At 70.1% G+C, this 16,672-nt stretch carries 17 protein-coding genes and 1 tRNA gene; 9 read left to right on the top strand and 9 right to left on the bottom strand.

Features of this window, described 5'->3' with window-relative positions; all coding sequences use genetic code 11:
* Positions 1-216: 216 nt before the first annotated feature.
* The 6 genes from O3Q52_RS02060 to O3Q52_RS02035 all read left to right on the top strand — a co-directional run bounded on the left by O3Q52_RS02060 (position 217) and on the right by O3Q52_RS02035 (position 4,568).
* Entirely contained in the window at positions 217-1,203 is a 987-nt protein-coding gene (locus O3Q52_RS02060; RefSeq protein WP_269647075.1) for an ABC transporter ATP-binding protein, read from the top strand.
* A complete protein-coding gene (locus tag O3Q52_RS02055; RefSeq protein WP_266761383.1) occupies positions 1,193-2,128 on the top strand; it encodes an ABC transporter permease in 936 nt (311 codons plus the stop codon). The genes O3Q52_RS02060 and O3Q52_RS02055 overlap by 11 nt, the downstream gene beginning before the upstream one ends.
* Complete coding sequence (locus O3Q52_RS02050) at positions 2,125-3,036, top strand: ABC transporter ATP-binding protein (RefSeq protein WP_269647040.1); 912 nt, start codon at positions 2,125-2,127, stop codon at positions 3,034-3,036. Before O3Q52_RS02055 ends, O3Q52_RS02050 begins: the two co-directional genes overlap by 4 nt.
* A 9-nt stretch (positions 3,037-3,045) precedes the next feature.
* Positions 3,046-3,765, top strand: coding sequence for an ABC transporter permease subunit (locus O3Q52_RS02045; protein WP_269647039.1), 720 nt, complete (start codon positions 3,046-3,048; stop codon positions 3,763-3,765).
* Between the two features lie 147 nt (positions 3,766-3,912).
* Entirely contained in the window at positions 3,913-4,176 is a 264-nt protein-coding gene (locus tag O3Q52_RS02040; protein ID WP_200397004.1) for a hypothetical protein, read from the top strand.
* Positions 4,177-4,481: 305 nt separating this feature from the next.
* Positions 4,482-4,568, top strand: a tRNA-Ser gene (locus O3Q52_RS02035).
* Between the two features lie 144 nt (positions 4,569-4,712).
* Here the strand turns inward: O3Q52_RS02035 and O3Q52_RS02030 are convergent.
* The 9 genes from O3Q52_RS02030 to O3Q52_RS01990 form a co-directional block, all read right to left on the bottom strand.
* Positions 4,713-5,570 carry an HAD family hydrolase gene (locus O3Q52_RS02030; protein ID WP_269647037.1) on the bottom strand — a complete coding sequence of 286 codons (858 nt, stop codon included), beginning with the start codon at positions 5,568-5,570 and terminating at the stop codon, positions 4,713-4,715.
* Positions 5,567-6,844, bottom strand: coding sequence for a serine--tRNA ligase (serS, locus tag O3Q52_RS02025; RefSeq protein WP_269647036.1), 1,278 nt, complete (start codon positions 6,842-6,844; stop codon positions 5,567-5,569). Before serS ends, O3Q52_RS02030 begins: the two co-directional genes overlap by 4 nt.
* A gap of 802 nt (positions 6,845-7,646) precedes the next feature.
* Positions 7,647-8,579 carry a prephenate dehydratase gene (pheA, locus tag O3Q52_RS02020; RefSeq protein WP_269647035.1) on the bottom strand — a complete coding sequence of 311 codons (933 nt, stop codon included), beginning with the start codon at positions 8,577-8,579 and terminating at the stop codon, positions 7,647-7,649.
* Between the two features lie 106 nt (positions 8,580-8,685).
* Positions 8,686-10,074, bottom strand: a complete 1,389-nt coding sequence (gene efeB, locus O3Q52_RS02015) for an iron uptake transporter deferrochelatase/peroxidase subunit (protein WP_269647034.1) — start codon at positions 10,072-10,074, stop codon at positions 8,686-8,688.
* 8 nt (positions 10,075-10,082) lie between these two features.
* Positions 10,083-12,101 carry a copper resistance CopC/CopD family protein gene (locus tag O3Q52_RS02010; RefSeq protein ID WP_269647033.1) on the bottom strand — a complete coding sequence of 673 codons (2,019 nt, stop codon included), beginning with the start codon at positions 12,099-12,101 and terminating at the stop codon, positions 10,083-10,085.
* A gap of 13 nt (positions 12,102-12,114) precedes the next feature.
* A complete protein-coding gene (locus tag O3Q52_RS02005; RefSeq protein WP_269647074.1) occupies positions 12,115-12,606 on the bottom strand; it encodes a copper chaperone PCu(A)C in 492 nt (163 codons plus the stop codon).
* Positions 12,607-12,629: 23 nt separating this feature from the next.
* On the bottom strand, positions 12,630-13,301 hold the full coding sequence (locus O3Q52_RS02000; protein ID WP_269647032.1) for an SCO family protein: 672 nt from the start codon (positions 13,299-13,301) through the stop codon (positions 12,630-12,632).
* Positions 13,302-13,428: 127 nt separating this feature from the next.
* On the bottom strand, positions 13,429-13,677 hold the full coding sequence (locus O3Q52_RS01995) for a hypothetical protein (protein WP_269647077.1): 249 nt from the start codon (positions 13,675-13,677) through the stop codon (positions 13,429-13,431).
* A gap of 35 nt (positions 13,678-13,712) precedes the next feature.
* A complete protein-coding gene (locus O3Q52_RS01990; RefSeq protein WP_269647031.1) occupies positions 13,713-14,543 on the bottom strand; it encodes a hypothetical protein in 831 nt (276 codons plus the stop codon).
* A gap of 224 nt (positions 14,544-14,767) precedes the next feature.
* Here O3Q52_RS01990 and O3Q52_RS01985 point away from each other — a divergent pair, with 224 nt between their 5' ends.
* The 3 genes from O3Q52_RS01985 to O3Q52_RS01975 form a co-directional block, all read left to right on the top strand.
* Positions 14,768-15,223 (top strand): ATP-binding protein, encoded by a 456-nt coding sequence (locus tag O3Q52_RS01985; protein WP_269647030.1) that lies wholly within the window; start codon positions 14,768-14,770, stop codon positions 15,221-15,223.
* 114 nt (positions 15,224-15,337) lie between these two features.
* On the top strand, positions 15,338-16,294 hold the full coding sequence (locus tag O3Q52_RS01980) for an intradiol ring-cleavage dioxygenase (RefSeq protein WP_269647029.1): 957 nt from the start codon (positions 15,338-15,340) through the stop codon (positions 16,292-16,294).
* A gap of 33 nt (positions 16,295-16,327) precedes the next feature.
* Positions 16,328-16,672, top strand: a 345-nt coding sequence (locus O3Q52_RS01975; RefSeq protein WP_269647028.1) for a triphosphoribosyl-dephospho-CoA synthase, incomplete at its 3' end; no start/stop codon positions are given.

The following is a 16,672-nucleotide window of genomic DNA, read 5'->3' as shown; positions in this document are numbered from 1 at the left end:
GCCGATGTGGACAACCGGCCCGGAAGGCCAACCTGATGACCGGGCCCTATGCGGACAATCGGGCCGAGACGGGCCCCGCGCGATGCCGTCCGTCCGCCGCCGGTTGTTCGACCTCAGGGGGACCCCTACGGGCCCGTAATACCCGAGAGGGACGCCGATACAGCTCCCAGGGTTGACGACCACTGTGGTCTGCGCCACTACCTTCGAAATGTGACTGTGATCGCGACCGAAAGCCTGAGCAAGCGGTTCCCGAGGGTGACCGCTCTTGACCGGCTCTCCGTGGACGTCGGACCCGGTGTGACCGGACTCGTCGGAGCCAACGGAGCCGGCAAGTCCACACTGATCAAGATCCTGCTGGGTCTGTCCCCCGCCACCGAGGGCCGTGCCGAAGTGCTCGGACTCGATGTCGCCACCAAGGGCGGTGACATCCGTGAGCGCGTCGGCTACATGCCGGAGCACGACTGTCTGCCGCCCGACGTCTCGGCCACCGAGTTCGTCGTCCACATGGCGCGCATGTCCGGCCTCCCCCCGACGGCGGCCCGCGAGCGCACCGCGGACACGCTGCGCCACGTCGGCCTCTACGAGGAGCGCTACCGCCCCATCGGCGGTTACTCGACGGGCATGAAGCAGCGCGTGAAGCTCGCCCAGGCGCTGGTCCACGACCCGCAGCTGGTCTTCCTGGACGAGCCGACGAACGGCCTGGACCCGGTCGGCCGTGACGAGATGCTCGGCCTGATCCGGCGTATCCACACCGACTTCGGCATCTCCGTCCTGGTCACCTCGCACCTGCTGGGCGAGCTGGAGCGCACCTGCGACCACGTCGTGGTCGTCGACGGCGGCAAGCTCCTGCGGTCCAGCTCCACCACGGACTTCACGCAGAGCACGGCGATCCTCGCGATCGAGGTCACCGACACCGACGAGCACCCGGACGGCACCCGCGCGGTGCGCGACGTGCTCCACGGGCGCGGGATCGACACCCACGACGGCAGCGGACTGCCCGGCGCGGGCCACATCCTCCTGCTCACGGCGGAGGGCGAGGAGACGTACGACGTCGTACGGGACGTCGTCGCCGACCTGGGCCTCGGTCTGGTGCGCATGGAGCAGCGCAGGCACCACATCTCGGAGGTCTTCAAGGACAGCGACGAGCAGGCTCTCCAAGGCGGCGACGAACAGCGGAAGGAGGCGGTCGGCCATGGCGGTTGAGCAGCCCCCGGCACAGACCTCGGCCCAGGCCACGGCCCCGGCCCGCCCGGGCGAGCAGACCCGGATCCACAACATCGGCTACCGCAACTACGACGGCCCGCGCCTGGGCCGCGCGTATGCCCGCCGGTCGCTTTACTCGCAGTCCCTGCGCGGCGCCTACGGCCTCGGCCGCTCGGTGAAGTCCAAGGTGCTGCCGATGCTGCTCTTCGTGGTGATGTGCGTCCCCGCGCTGATCATGGTCGCGGTCGCCGTCGCCACGAAGGCGAAGGACCTGCCCGTCGACTACACGAGTTACGCGGTCATCATGCAGGCGGTCATCGGCCTGTACGTCGCCTCCCAGGGACCGCAGTCCGTCTCCCGGGACCTGCGCTTCAAGACCGTTCCGCTGTACTTCTCCCGCCCCATCGAGACCGCCGACTACGTCCGCGCCAAGTACGCGGCGCTGGCCTCGGCGCTGTTCATGCTCACGGCCGCACCGCTGCTCGTGCTGTACGTGGGTGCGCTGCTGGCCAAGCTCGACTTCTCCGACCAGACCAAGGGTCTCGCACAAGGGCTCGTCTCCGTGGCACTGCTCTCTCTCCTCTTCGCCGGCATCGGCCTGGTCATCTCGGCGGTCACGCCCCGGCGCGGCTTCGGCATCGCCGCCGTCATCGCCGTACTGACCATCTCCTACGGAGCCGTCTCCACCGTCCAGGCCATCGCCCACTCGCAGGACAGCACCTCGGCGATCCCGTGGCTCGGCCTGTTCTCACCCATCACGCTCATCGACGGCGTGCAGACCGCCTTCCTCGGCGCGTCGTCCTCGTACCCCGGCGAGGTGGGGCCCTCGTCCGGACAGGGCGTCGTCTTCCTCCTCGTCACCCTGGGACTCATCGCCGGTTGCTACGGCCTGCTGATGCGCCGCTACCGAAAGGTCGGACTGTGACCACGCTCACCATCGACCACGTGTCGCGCTGGTTCGGCAACGTGGTGGCCGTCAACGACGTCACCATGACGATCGGCCCCGGCGTCACCGGCCTGCTCGGTCCGAACGGCGCGGGAAAGTCCACCCTCATCAACATGATGGGCGGCTTCCTGGCCCCCTCCACGGGCAGCGTCACGCTCGACGGCCAGGCGACCTGGCGCAACGAACAGATCTACAAGCAGATCGGCATCGTCCCCGAGCGCGAGGCGATGTACGACTTCCTCACGGGCCGCGAATTCGTCGTCGCCAACGCCGAGTTGCACGGCCTCGGCGACAAGGCCGCCCAGCGGGCCCTCGCCACGGTCCAGATGGAGTACGCGCAGGACCGCAAGATCTCCACGTACTCCAAGGGCATGCGCCAGCGCGTGAAGATGGCCTCGGCGCTCGTCCACAACCCGTCCCTGCTGCTCCTCGACGAGCCCTTCAACGGCATGGACCCGCGCCAGCGCATGCAGCTCATGGACCTGCTGCGGCACATGGGCGACGAGGGCCGTACAGTCCTCTTCTCGTCCCACATCCTCGAAGAGGTCGAGCAACTCGCCTCGCACATCGAGGTGATCGTCGCCGGACGGCACGCGGCTAGCGGCGACTTCCGCCGGATCCGCCGCCTGATGACGGACCGCCCGCACCGCTACCTGGTGCGTTCCAGCGACGACCGAGCCCTCGCGGCCGCGCTCATCGCCGACCCGTCGACGTCCGGCATCGAAGTGGACCTCCAGGAGGGCGCGTTGCGCATCCAGGCGGTCGACTTCCCACGCTTCACGGCACTGCTGCCGCGGGTGGCCCGTGACCACGGCATCCGGCTGCTCACGGTCTCGCCTTCCGACGAGTCCCTCGAGTCCGTCTTCTCGTATCTCGTCGCGGCGTAGGAGGCCAAGATGTACGACCCCACAGTCGCCCGGCTCACCTACCGCGGCCTGCTCGGCCGCCGCCGGGCCCTCATCCTGGGCGCCCTGCCCCTCCTGCTGATCGTCATCTCCGTGGCCGTACGCGGCTTCACGGGCGCGGACGACCAGGTGGCCTCAGACGTCCTCGGCGGGTTCGCGCTCGCCACGATGGTGCCCATCATCGGCGTCATCGCGGGCACCGGGGCGATCGGCCCCGAGATCGACGACGGCTCGGTCGTCTACCTGCTCGCCAAGCCGGTCAAACGCCCCACGATCATCTTCACCAAACTGATCGTCGCCATCGCGGTCACCATGGCGTTCTCGGCGATCCCGACGTTCCTCGCGGGAATGATCCTCAACGGCAACGGCCAGCAGATCGCCGTCGCCTACACGGTGGCCGCGCTGGTCGCCTCCATCGCGTACGCCGCGATGTTCCTGCTCCTGGGCACCATCACGCGGCACGCGGTCGTCTTCGGACTCGTCTACGCCCTCGTGTGGGAGACCCTCTTCGGGTCGCTGGTCTCCGGGGCACGCACGCTCAGCGTCCAGCAGTGGTCCCTCGCCGTCGCCCAGAAGGTGTCCGGCGGAGACCTCGTCACGTCGGACGTCGGGCTGACCACGGGGACGGTGCTGCTGGTCGTGGTGACCGTCGCCGCCACCTGGTTCGCCGGACAGAAGCTGCGCACGCTGACGCTGGCCGGCGAGGAGTAACCGCTCCGGGGAGTCGGGGCGGCTCCACGCGCGCGTGACCGGCTTTCCGGGGGCACGCGCGCGTGGAGCCTCTTTTGATCTTGAGATCGGCTTTACACGCAGAACGGCACACTTGCTCAAGGGGATGCACAGCGAGGAGGAACGGGGATGGCAGCGCAGGCACCGCGGAGCGAAGGACAGGGCCCGGGCGACGGTCAGGGCCAGGGGGCGTCCGAGGACGTCTGGGACGAACTGGTCCTGGACGACGACTTCATACGGTCCGCCGACACGGCGGAGCCGTCCGCGCGCGCCCGGATGCTCGCGGCCCGCTGGCGCGACGGCGGACCCGACCCGCAGCCCTGGCGCTCCGACGAGCCGCCCGCGGGCTGGTTCTTCAGCAAGGCACGGCGCCGCAGGTGGCGTCGCCGGTAGCGCGCCTCCTCCGAGTAGCCCCGCCCCGGCCGCCCTTTCGCCGGGCGCAGTGCTCGGCCGGTGATTTATTCGGTGGCGTCCAACTCGGCGTACGGGCACAGTGGTTATGTCCAAGTCGCCGGGTTCCTCCGGCGCCACGATCTGGGAGAGGAGCACGACGATGCCCGTCAGTAGCAGTTCGTCGAGCTCCCAGCAGGGCAGCCGACGGGCTCCGGAGTAGTTACCCCTCCGTCGAGTCCGTCCCACACGGGGAGCTGCCCGGGGCGGCCGCTTCGAGCGCGCACATTGGCGCGGGCCGCCCACCCGGAGGATTGGCCGAGCGGTAAGGCACCGGCTTGCTAAGCCGTGGTCGGGGTTGACCCCCCGCGCGTGTTCGATCCACGCATCCTCCGCGAGACGCTGTCGCTGTGACTCGGCGGCGTTCGAGACGCCGCTTCGCGGCGAGATTCCCCGCCGCCCGCCCCCTTTTTTTTACTTTGTTGGGGGGCTGATCGCTGCTGCAGGCGGTTTCTCCGGCAGCGCCGGGGGCGGTGGCGCTAGCCCAGCAACCTCTCCAGCACCACAGCGATCCCGTCCTCCTCGTTGGACAGGGTCAGCTCGTCTGCCGCGGCCTTGAGTTCCTCGTGGGCGTTGTCCATTGCCACGCCGTGGGCCGACCACGCGAACATCGGGATGTCGTTCGGCATGTCGCCGAAGGCGATCGTCTCCGCGGCCTTCACGCCCAGGCGGCGGGCAGCCAGGGAGAGGCCCGTGGCCTTGGACAGGCCCAGGGGGAGGATCTCGACGATGCCCTCGCCCGCCATCACGACGCTCACCAGACCGCCGGCCGCCGCTCGTGCCGCGGCCGCCAGCTCGTCGTCGGTGAGTCCGGGGTGCTGGATGTACATCTTGGTGAGGGGCGCGGCCCAGAGCTCCGCGACATCGGTGAACGGGACGGCCTTCAGCTGGCCAAGCACCCGGTAGCCGGGGCCGATCAGGACGTCCCCGTCGACGCCGTCGCGGCTCGCGGCGAGGGCCAGCGGGCCGACCTCCGCCTCGATCTTGGCCAGCGCGAGACCGGCCACCTGCCGGTCGAGGGTGACCGACGTGAGCAGGCGGTGCGCTCCCGCGTCGTACAGCTGCGCGCCCTGACCGCACACCGCGAGTCCCTCGTATCCGAGTTCGTCGAGGATGTGGCGTGTCCAGGGCACCGCGCGGCCGGTGACGACGAGGTGCGCGGCGCCCGCCACGGTGGCCGCGGCGAGCGCCTCACGCGTGCGCTCCGAGACCGTGTCGTCGGAGCGCAGCAACGTTCCGTCGAGATCGGTCGCGACGAGCTTGTAGGGGAACGCCCCGGTCTCCCCGGTCGACGCGGTCGAGCGGGTCGAGGCCGTAGACCCAGTGGTGCCGGTCACTTGGAGATCGGCTCCAGCACCTCACGGCCGCCCAGATACGGACGCAGCACCTCGGGCACCCGTACGGAACCGTCGGCCAGCTGGTGGTTCTCCAGGATCGCCACGATCGTGCGCGGGACGGCGCAGAGCGTGCCGTTCAGCGTCGCGAGCGGCTGCACCTTCTTGCCGTCACGCATGCGCACCGACAGCCGGCGGGCCTGGAAACCGTCGCAGTTCGAGGCCGACGTCAGCTCGCGGTACTTGCCCTGGGTCGGGATCCACGCCTCGCAGTCGAACTTGCGCGAGGCGGACGAGCCCAGGTCGGCCGACGCCACGTCGATGACCTGGAAGGGCAGCTCAAGCCCGGTCAGCCACTGCTTCTCCCACTCCAGGAGCCGCTGGTGCTCGTTCTCGGCATCCTCGGGGTTGACGTACGAGAACATCTCGACCTTGTCGAACTGGTGCACTCGGAAGATGCCGCGCGTGTCCTTGCCGTACGTGCCGGCCTCGCGGCGGAAGCACGGCGAGAAGCCGGCGTAGCGCAGGGGCAGCTTGTCGGCGTCGAGGATCTCGTCCATGTGGTACGCCGCGAGCGGGACCTCGGAGGTGCCGACCAGGTAGTAGTCGTCCTTCTCCAGGTGGTACACGTTCTCCGCGGCCTGGCCGAGGAAGCCGGTGCCCTCCATGGCGCGCGGGCGGACCAGCGCCGGGGTCAGCATGGGGATGAAGCCGGCCTCGGTGGCCTGCGCGATCGCCGCGTTGACGAGGGCGAGCTCGAGGAGCGCGCCGACACCCGTCAGGTAGTAGAAGCGCGAGCCGGACACCTTGGCGCCGCGCTCGACGTCGATGGCCCCCAGCGCCTCGCCGAGTTCCAGGTGGTCCTTGGGCTCGAAGCCCTCGGCGCCGAAGTCGCGGATGGTCCCGTGCGTCTCCAGGACGACGAAGTCCTCCTCGCCGCCGACCGGGACGTCGGGGTGCACGAGGTTGCCGAGCTGGAGGAGGAGGCGCTTGGTCTCCTCGTCGGCCTCGTGCTGCTCGGCGTCGGCCGCCTTGACGTCGGCGGCGAGCAGGCCCGTCTTCTTGAGCAGCTCGGCCTTCTCGTCGGCGGAGGCCTTGGAGATGAGCTTGCCGATGCTCTTCTGCTCGGAACGCAGCTCGTCGAAGCGGACGCCGGACGACCTGCGCCGCTCGTCGGCGGAGAGGAGGGCGTCGACAAGGGCGACGTCCTCTCCACGGGCGCGCTGGGAGGCGCGAACACGGTCGGGGTCCTCACGAAGCAGGCGAAGGTCAATCACCCCACAAGGCTACCGGTGCGGGGTTCCGACTCACGACCCGGTATTCCGTTCTGTCGCTTCTGTCACGTTTTGCGGGAATTGGTGAGGCGCTTCAATGGACGTCAATGAAAGGGCGCCGCTCCCTGGAACGGGGCAGGTGGGATTCGGTCGGTTGACTCGATTCCCTTGTGGGGAAAGGGACTTGAGAGCTGGGTTGTCCACAGAAATCCACACCCCGGAAAAGTTATCCACAGGCTGTGCGAAAGATCTGTGGACATCGGAAGCGATCGTTCCCAAAGCTGCGTGCAGGGCCAGGAATTCCCGGACCAAACCCTCCCTATACGCACTTTCGAGTGGAAATGGTTCGCTCTATGGGATTGGTCAACAGAAACGGGTGGACGAAGGGTGACCGATGGGGCTGTGGACGGACTTGTGGGCTGTAGGCCGATTTGTCGACTGAGTCGCGCTTCGTTGTCGACTTGTCCCCAGGTCGAGAAGCGCGCCTGTGGATAACTTCTGTGGACAGAGACAATCTGCAGGTAGGACTGGCCGAAACGGCCCGGCGGAGCCGTCGGCTCCGCCCGGGAAACCGCCCGGAGGACACCCGGTGACTGCGGGGTTGCGGGCGGGTGGCCGCTCGGCAGCAGTGAGAAAGGCCCGCCCGGCAAGACAGGATCGGCGAACCCCGCTCCGCTGGCCGAGGTCGGCGAACACTCAGCAAGCCGAGCTCGGCGACGCCCGCTCAGTAACCCGCTCAGCAAATCCCCGCTCGACAAGCCGCGCCCCGCGAACCCCGTTCAGTAACCCGCCCTGCAAAGCCCGCTCAGAACCGGCCGTCCTGGCAGCGCGCCAGCCAGTCCGAAGCCGCCGCGAACTCGCTCTCCGACGTACCGGCCCGCGGCGGGCGTACGTCCTTGGGGTCGACGTCGGCCTGCGGATAGGAACCGAGGAACCGCACCTGGGGACAGATCCGCTTGAGGCCCATCAGCGCCTCGCCGACGCGGCGGTCCGCGATGTGGCCCTCGGCGTCGATGGCGAAGCAGTAGTTGCCGATGCCCTCGCCGGTCGGCCGGGACTGCAGGAGCATCAGGTTGACCCCGCGGACGGCGAACTCCTGGAGGAGTTCGAGCAGGGCACCCGGGTGGTCGTCGCGCTGCCAGATGACCACGGAGGTCTTGTCCGCGCCGGTCGGCGCCGCGGGCCGGGCGGGCTTGCCCACCAGGACGAACCGGGTCTGCGCGTTCTCGGCGTCGTGGATCCCGGTCTCCAGGGCCTCCAGGCCGTACCGTTCCGCCGCGAACTCGCCCGCGAAGGCCGCGTCGTAGCGCCCCTCCTGCACCAGACGGGCGCCATCCGCGTTGGAGGCCGCCGACTCCCAGATGACGTCCGGGAGGTTGTTCTTCATCCAGTTGCGGACCTGCGGCTGCGCGGCCGGGTGCGCGCTGACCGTCTTGATCTCCGAGAGCTTCGTGCCCGGGCGGACCAACAGCGCGAAGGTGATCGAGAGCAGGACCTCGCGGTAGATCATCAGCGGTTCGCCGACGGCCAGTTCGTCGACCGTGGTGGTGATGCCGCCCTCGACGGAGTTCTCGATCGGTACGAACGCGGCCTCGGCCTCGCCGGCCCGGACCGCGTCGAGCGCGGCGGGCACGGACACCATCGGGATGAGCTGCCGGGTGGCCGACTCCGGAAGAGTCCGCAGAGCGACTTCGGTGAAGGTGCCCTCGGGGCCGAGATACGCGTAGCTGGCTGGCATGGCCTCACCCTAATGGGCCTTGCGCGGCCGGGCCCCCGCTTCCGGCCCCTGCCGCCCAAGCCGCCTCAGTCATCCCAGCCGTCCCAGCCGCCTCAGCGAGCGGATCTCACCCCTCCAGCAGCTTCTGCCCCACGTACTCCCCCTCCGCCGCCCCGCCCGGTACCGCGAACAGGCCGCTCGACTCGTGCCGGATGTACGTGGACAGCGCGTCACCGCGGTCGAGCTTGCGCTGCACCGGTACGAAGCCGCGCAGCGGGTCGGCCTGCCAGCAGACGAAGAGCAGGCCCGCGTCCGGGACGCCGTCCGCGCCGATGCCGTCGTGGAAGGAGAACGGCCTGCGGAGCATCGCGGCACCGCCGTTCTCGTCGGGCCGGGTGATGCGGGAATGGGCGTTGATGGGGACGACGAGCCCGCCGTCGGCGTCGGTCTTCTCCAGGTCCATCTCGGTCGTCTCGGTGCCGCCGGAGAGCGGCGCCCCACTGGTCTTCCGCCGCCCGATCACGTCCTCCTGCGCCTTGACCGAGAGCTGCTCCCAGTCGTCGAGGAGCATGCGGATACGGCGTACGACGGCGTACGAGCCGCCTGCCATCCACGACGGGTCGCCCGCGTCGGGCACGAAGATCCGCCGGTCGAAGTCGGACTCCGACGGCTTGGGATTGCGCGTGCCGTCGATCTGCCCCATCAGGTTGCGGGCCGTCATGGGCTGGGAGGTGGCTCCCGGCGAGCGGTTGAAGCCGTTCATCTGCCAGCGCACCTTCGCCGCCTGCCCCGCGTCCTTCTGGATCGCGCGCAGGGCATGGAAGGCGACGAGGGCGTCGTTCGCGCCGATCTGCACCCACAGGTCGCCGTTGCTGCGCGCCTTGTCCAGGTGGTCCGAGGAGAAGTCGGGCAGCGGGTCGAGGGCGATCGGCCGCTGCTTCTCCAGTCCCGTACGGGCGAAGAAGCTGTGGCCGAAGCCGAAGGTGACCGTGAGGGACGAGGGTCCGGCGTCGCGCGCCACGTCCGTGTCGGCGCTCGCGGACGCCTCGCCCGCCATCAGCCGCTGGGCCGGCGTCGACCAGCGCCGCAGCAGGGCGGCCGCCTCCTTGCGGCCCGCGCCCGACGCGAGATCGAACGCGACGAGGTGGCCGCGGGCCTGCAGGGCGGTCGTGATGCCGGGCTGATGTTTCCCGTGAAACATCACCTCGTCCGCGCCGAGCGAGCTGAGGAGCGCGGTCTGGTCGGCGGAGGGCGCCGCGGCGTACCCGGCGGCCCCGCCCGCGGCGCCGAGCGCGAGCCCGGTGGCACCGGCGGTACCGAGCAGGCGGCGCCGCGAAATGACGCCCTTGGAGGGGGGCTTTTGGGAAACGGCCTCCCTAGGAGGGGCATTTTCGGAAGGGGCCCCCTTGGGAGCGGCCTCCGCGGCGGTGGCTTTCTGGGAGACGCCTCCCTGAGGAGGTGCTCCTTCGGCGGGGGCATCCGGGGGAGACGTCTCCGGAGTGGACTGTTCAGCCATGGTGTCGTTCAGCCGATCTGCGCGTTCTTGTCCACGGTCACCTGGTCGATGTCGGAGGTCCGCACCGTCACCGCGATCGCCCAGTTGCCCGCCATCGGGATCTGCACCCCGCTCGCCGTCCAGTGTCCGGTGGCGATCCGGTCGGGGACCACGGGCAGCGGTCCGATGTCCTTCGCCTTCAGGGTGAAGGCGATCTTGACCTCGGGGATGTCGAAGGCCTTGCCGTTCGGCCGCTGTACGTAGACGTGCATGTCGTTGCCGCCGACGCGGGCCGGATCGATCTCTACGCGCACGAGGCCCTTGCCGTCCTTGCCGCCGGTGTCGAACGGGATGTCCACGGCCAGTGCCCCGGTGGCCCCCTTCGAGGTGGCGGCGGTGGCGGCCTCGGCCGCCTCCACGGTGCGCCCGGGTTCGGTGGACGTCAGCATCGTGGTGACGGCCAGCACGACCACCGCGACGCCCGCCTCGGCGAGCACCGAGCGGCGCAGGCCCGAGCGGAGCGGATCGGAGTCACGCCGGCGCTTCTCTCGCGCGGTGGCCACCGCCGCCCGCTGCCGGGCCAGTTGGGTGGCCCGCTTGCCGTCACCGCTGCCCGCGGGCGCGGCGGCCGGCTCCTTCTCGTCCTCGGTCTCGCGGTCCTCGTCCTCCGACTTCTCCGAGGTCGCCGCGGAGGTCTTCGCCGATGCCTTCGCCGATGCCTTCGCTGAAGCCTTCGCCGAGGTCTTGGCCGAGGCCTTGGCAGGGGTCTTCGCGGTGGCCTTCACAGACGCGGCCACAGAGGTCTTCACGGCCTTCGCGGCCGGCGCCTGCGACAGTTGCGCCGTCCAGCGCCGCGAGATCCACGCGATGCCGACGAGGACGACCACCAGGCCGATCTTGACGAGCAGCAACTGCCCGTACGACGTCCCGGTGAGCGCGGACCAGGAGCCGAGCTGTCGCCACGACTGGTAGATGCCCGTCGCGGCCAGCACGGCCACGCTGCTGAACGCGATGCGGGAGAAGCGGTGTACGGCGGAAGGCTCGATGGACGGCGCGCGGTAGAGCGCCACGAGCAGTGTGGACAGGCCGCCCAGCCAGACGGCGACGGCGAGCAGGTGCAGCACGTCGACGGGCATCGAGATTCCGGTCTGGATACCGGTCGAGGCGTGCTCGGCCATGGCCCAGGTCGCGGCCAGACCCGCCGCCACCACGAACCCGCCGATGGCGAGCCCGAAGGCCAGATCGCCCTTCTCCTCGTCGTCCTCGCGCTTTTCGTAGGCTCCGAAGAGCACGGCGATGAACAGCGCGCCCGCCGAGAGCAGCAGCAGCCGCGAGACCAGTGCCGCGCCCGTCTTGGTCTGCAGCACCTGGCTGAGCAGGGTCAGATCGAAGATGTCACCGACCTTCCCCGAGCCGGTGTACGAGCCGCGCAGCAGCAGCATGGCCAGTGTGGCTACGGTCAGCGTGAGCCACCCCGAGACCACGAGCCGCTGCACCGACCGCACCCCGGCGCCCCGCTGCCAGCAGGCCAGCACGAAGGCCGAGCCGCCGACGAGGAGGATGAATCCCGCGTACGAGAGATAGCGCGCGAAGCCGTAGAGCCCGCCCACCACTCCGCCGCCCGCCGCCTGGTCGGACAGCGCGACGGAGGTGTTCGAGGGTGCGCCCACGGAGAACGCGATGGCGCCCGAAATGGGGTGGCTGTCGTCCGACACGGCTTGGTAGGTGACGGTGAACGTACCGTCCGGCAGTCCCGCGTGCAGCTTGACGGCGTACGTGTTCGTGCCCTGCTCGGTGGTCTTGCCGGTGTCGACGCGCTTGCCCTTGGGGTCGAGCACGCGCAGCGAGCCGTCGGACATCGCGACCCCCTCGGAGAAGGTGAGCGACACCTGGGCGGGCGCCTTGTCGACCACCGCTCCCTGCTGGGGGTCGCTCGCGGTCAGGGCGGCGTGCGCGGAGACGGGCGCGGACCCGGCGAGGAGCGCGCCGGTGACGGCGAGGAGCAGCAACAGCAGCGTCCGGACGCGGGGAGCGATGGTCTGACTCATGGTGGTCCCTCCCTCAGCGGTGCGACGTCGAGGACGACTGCATGGACGACGTGGTGACCGCCGTCGGCCGGTAGGTGGGGGACTTCACCGGCATCTCGACCTTCATCGGCCCGGACTTGGTGAAGTGCAACTCCAGGGACACCTTGTCGCCCTCCTTCGGTTTGCGCTTCAACTTCTCGAACATGAGGTGGTTGCCGCCGCTCTCCAGGACGAGCTTGCCGTTGGCGGGGATGCCGAGATCCTTGACCTCGGTCATCGACTGCGCGGAGGACGTGTGGAGGGTGATCTCGTCGGCGATGTCGCTGGTGACGGAGGACAGTCTGTCGGCTGCTCCGCTTTCGTTGGTGATGACCAGGAAACCGGCCGCCATGGAGTCCGAAACCGGCTGCGGCATGTAGGCCGAGCCGACGGACAGTTCGGGTCCCGACGAGCCCGAGTCGCCGCAGCCCACCAGGGTCAGGGCCGCCGTCAGGACGAGGGCGCCCGCCGAGGCTCCCGTCGACATCTTCGTGGACGCCGTACGACGCGTCACGGCTTCTCGCCCTTGATCAGCTTGGGGAGGTCCTTGGCGTAGTCGTCGACGGTGGCGTCCTCGCCGTACAGCACGTAACCGCCGTCGGTCTTCGGGGAGAAGGCGATGACCTGGGTGCCGTGCATGGAGACGACCTTGCCGTTCTTGTCCTTCTTCGGCGCCTCGATGGAGATACCGAGCGTCCGGGCACCGCCCTGGATCGTGGCGAAGGAGCCGGTCAGGCCGACGACGTCGGGGTCGATGCCCTTGAGCCACTTGCCGAGCGCGGCGGAGGTGTCCCGCTCCGGGTCGGTGGTGACGAACACGATGCGCAGCGAGTCCTTCTCGGCCTGCGTCACCTGCTTGTTCTGGGCGAGCTGCTTCTCGGCGACGGCGATGTTGTTCATCGTCAGCGGGCAGACGTCGGGGCAGTTGGTGTAGCCGAAGTAGATCAGCGTCGGCTTGCCCTTGGTCTCCTTGCGGAGGTCGTACTGCTTGCCGTTTGTGTCGGTGAGGACGAGGTCCGGCTTCTCGAACGGTTTGTCGAGGACCGTCGCGGCCTTGTCGGAGCCGGCCTCCTCGGAGACCTCGGCGACCGCGTTGTCGGTGTCGTCACCGCTGCCGCAGGCGGAAAGGGTCAGGGCGGCCGCGGCGAACAGTGCGGCCGCGGCGTACGTCTTCTTGCGCATAGTGCATTCTCCAGGGGGACGCCACCGCCGATTGCCGCTGTGCGGCGGGCCGGACCCCCGGCCGGAAAACGGATTCGGCCGGGGATCCCGGTGGGGCGTTCCGTGGTTTCGATGGGTGGGACTTGGCTTACGCGGTGGTACGCCGACGACCGGCGAGCACGCCGAACGCCACGCCCGCCACGCCGACGACGATGCCCACGACGCCCAGTACACGGGCCGTGGTGTCGCTGCTGTCGGAGGAGGCGGCCTCGGTGGTCGAGGTGTTGGCGGCGGCCTTCGCGTCGTCGGCCTCCGCGGAGTCGTCGCACTGGTTCGGTGGCAGAACGGGGTTGCGCGTGCGAGAGAGCGGGCACGCGCGCGTGCCGCACGACGGCACCCCGGGAGTGATACGTCCAGAAGTGGTGCGTCGCGTCAGGCGGCGAGGGTGAGAACCCCGTGGGCCGGCGGACCGCGCCGGACGACCGAGTGCTGAAGAGCGGTCGCGGGCACGGCCGGTGGCACGTACTCCGTGGCCCGCGGTACGCGCGGCGCCTCGAGGGACGTGCCCGGGAGACCCGCCAGCAGGGCCCGTACGAGCGCCAGGGCCCCGTGCAGGGAGACGAGCGCCCCTTCGGCCACTCCGTGCGCCGAGAGGCGCAGGAGGCGCCGCAGCGCGATGTCCCCGCGGCGCAGCAGCCATCCGGTGGCGGAGGCCGCGAGAACGTGGCCGAGGAACATGGGCAGCGACGGCAGCGCCGACGTCGGGGTCCCGGCGGCGGCCGACGCCATGGTGCCCGCCTGTTCGTGGGCCGCGTGGGCCGTGCCCGTGCCGCCCGCCCGGCCCGTACCGATTGTGTCCAGCCGGGCGTCGGCGAGGATCCGCTGCGCCTGGGCGGGGCTGAGCGTCGCGACGGACGCCCCGCACACCAGCCGTGCGGCCCGGGCCACGAGCGTGGCGTCCACACCCGCTGACGCCGTCGCCGCCGTGCCGTGCTGCCCGAGCCCGAAGAGCGTGTGCAGTACGGCCTGGCCGACCGCCAGCAGCACGGCGATGCCCGGCAGGGAGCGCTCACGCCCGGCGAGCGGTGCCGCGACGGCGAAGACGGCGAGGAATCCGGCGCCCAGCGACCACAGGGGAACCGCGGCGCAGGAGACGATCGCATGACCGGCCGCGGCCAGCGCGACACAGACCGCGGTGAACACCGCGGCCCTCAGGACCCGGAGATCACCTCCGGTGCGCGCGCGCTGGTGGGGGGCAGTCATGGCGGGCTCATCATCGCACTGGGCTCACCCGCGCCACACGGCAGGTCCACAAGGTGACGTACGTTCCGGAAGGTCACGTTCTGACATCGGTAGTACGCACATACACCGGCGGATGGCGCCGGCACATCCCCCGAATGGGCGGCATCACGTCAACGGCACGCTTACACCCGGCCCTGTGCGGCAATACGTATCGGTATGTCGAGCCGCGGCCAGGAGGCTGGAGCATGAGCATCTGGTGGTCCCTCCATCTCCGGCGTGAAGCGGCGAGCGTGCCGCTCGCCCGGCGCCTGCTGCTCGGCACGATGGAGTCGGCAGGGGTGGATCCCGACATCTCCTACGACCTCTCCGTCGCGCTGAGCGAGGCCTGCGCCAACGCCGTCGAGCACGGGGGCGAGTCCGTCCACGGGGAGTCCGGCGAGGCCTACCGGGTCACGGCCTATCTGGACGGCGAGACGTGCCGCATCGAAGTGGCCGACTCCGGGCCCGGGTTCCCGTCGGGACGGGGACGCGCCCCGGTCCGCCCCGCCCACAGCGACGCCGAGAACGGCCGGGGCCTCTGTCTGATCCAGGAGCTCGCCGACCACGTCCACATCGGCAACAAGCCCGGCCGGGGCGGCGCGGTGGTCAGCTTCGACAAGATGCTCAAGTGGCGCGAGGACACGCCGCTGATGGCCACGTAAGGGGGGCCCTCTGGGAGGGGTGTTTTCCCGCCGACTTCGGCCTTCCCGGCATTCTCAGGGTCCTCACAGCCGCTCCCCATGTTCCTGACGGACGGCGTCCCTAGCTTTCCCGGCATGACGGGAAAGCACAAAGACACGACGATCACCCGGCGCCGCGCGATCGCGGTCACCGGTGGCACGGTCGCGGCCGGTGGGCTCGCGATCGCGGGATACCAGTCCGCCTTCGCCGACGAGACGACCGCCACTGCCACGGAGACCGCCGCCGCGAGCGCGTCCGCCGGTTCGAGCAGCGGCACCTGTGTCCTCATGTCCAGTGTCACGGAGGGCCCGTACTACCTGGACGGCGCTCTCGTGCGGAAGGACATCACCGAGGGCAAGAGCGGTGTCCCGCTGACGCTGCGCATCACCGTGCAGGACACCACCGAGTCGTGCGCCCCGGTGGCCGGCGCGGCCGTGGAGATCTGGCACTGCGACGCCTGGGGCTACTACTCCGGCTACACGACCGCCAACCCCGGTGGCTCGGCGCCCGCCGAGAGCGAGGACGGCTCGACCGCCGACGACAAGACGTACCTGCGCGGCTACCAGGTCGCCAACGCCAACGGGGTCGTCAAGTTCGAGACGATCGTCCCCGGCTGGTACACGCCGCGGACCTGCCACATCCACGTGAAGGTGCACACCGGCGGCGAGAAGGAGGACGGCACCTACGAGGGCGGCAAGGTCAACTTCACCGGCCAGCTCTTCTTCGACGACGCCGTCGCCGAGCAGATCTTCGAGCTGGAGCCGTACTCGCAGCACACCGGCACCTGGACCAAGCTCGACGACGACATGGTCTACGACGGCGGAGGCGCCTCCAGCGGCCTGCTCACCCTGAAGCCCGTCCACAAGAAGGACCCCTCCAAGGGCTACAAGGGATCCATCACCCTCGGCATCGACCCGGACACCGAGAACACCGGCGCGGGCAGCGGCGCGGGCAGCGGCGGTGGTGGCGGAACGCCCCCGAGCGGCGCGCCCGGCGATGCGCCGAGCGACGCCCCAAGCGCGTCGGCCTCCTCCACCGAATCCTCCTCGTAAGCGTTTACGTCGATGAGAGGCCGTGAAGTTTCGATGAGCTGCCGTGAGGACGAGACGCTGGCCCACGCCGCCGTGACCGCCCTGACCGGGCACCTGGCGCTGGCCCCCAAGCCCGGACTGCCCGACCCGCGTGACCTCGCCGCCCGCGCGACCGGCGAGGACCACTGCTCCCTTCGCTGGTCGGCCAAGGCTCTGGCCCCGGGCCTCGCGGCCATGGCGGCGGCCGCCCGCCGCACCGGCTCGGCGACACCGGAACTGAGGGCGGAGCTCGGCGCGATAGGGCGCTCCACCGAGCACTCGGTGGCCCTGGCGGGCGGCGGCCACCGCGGAGCCCTGTGGGTGCTCGGCCTGCTGGTCGCCGCGGCGGCCCTGGAACCC

Source organism: Streptomyces sp. ActVer (genome assembly GCF_027270795.1).
GTDB classification, from domain to species: domain Bacteria; phylum Actinomycetota; class Actinomycetes; order Streptomycetales; family Streptomycetaceae; genus Streptomyces; species Streptomyces umbrinus_A.
Note: the sequence above shows the minus strand (reverse complement) of the source record. Positions and strands in the feature narration are given on the sequence as shown.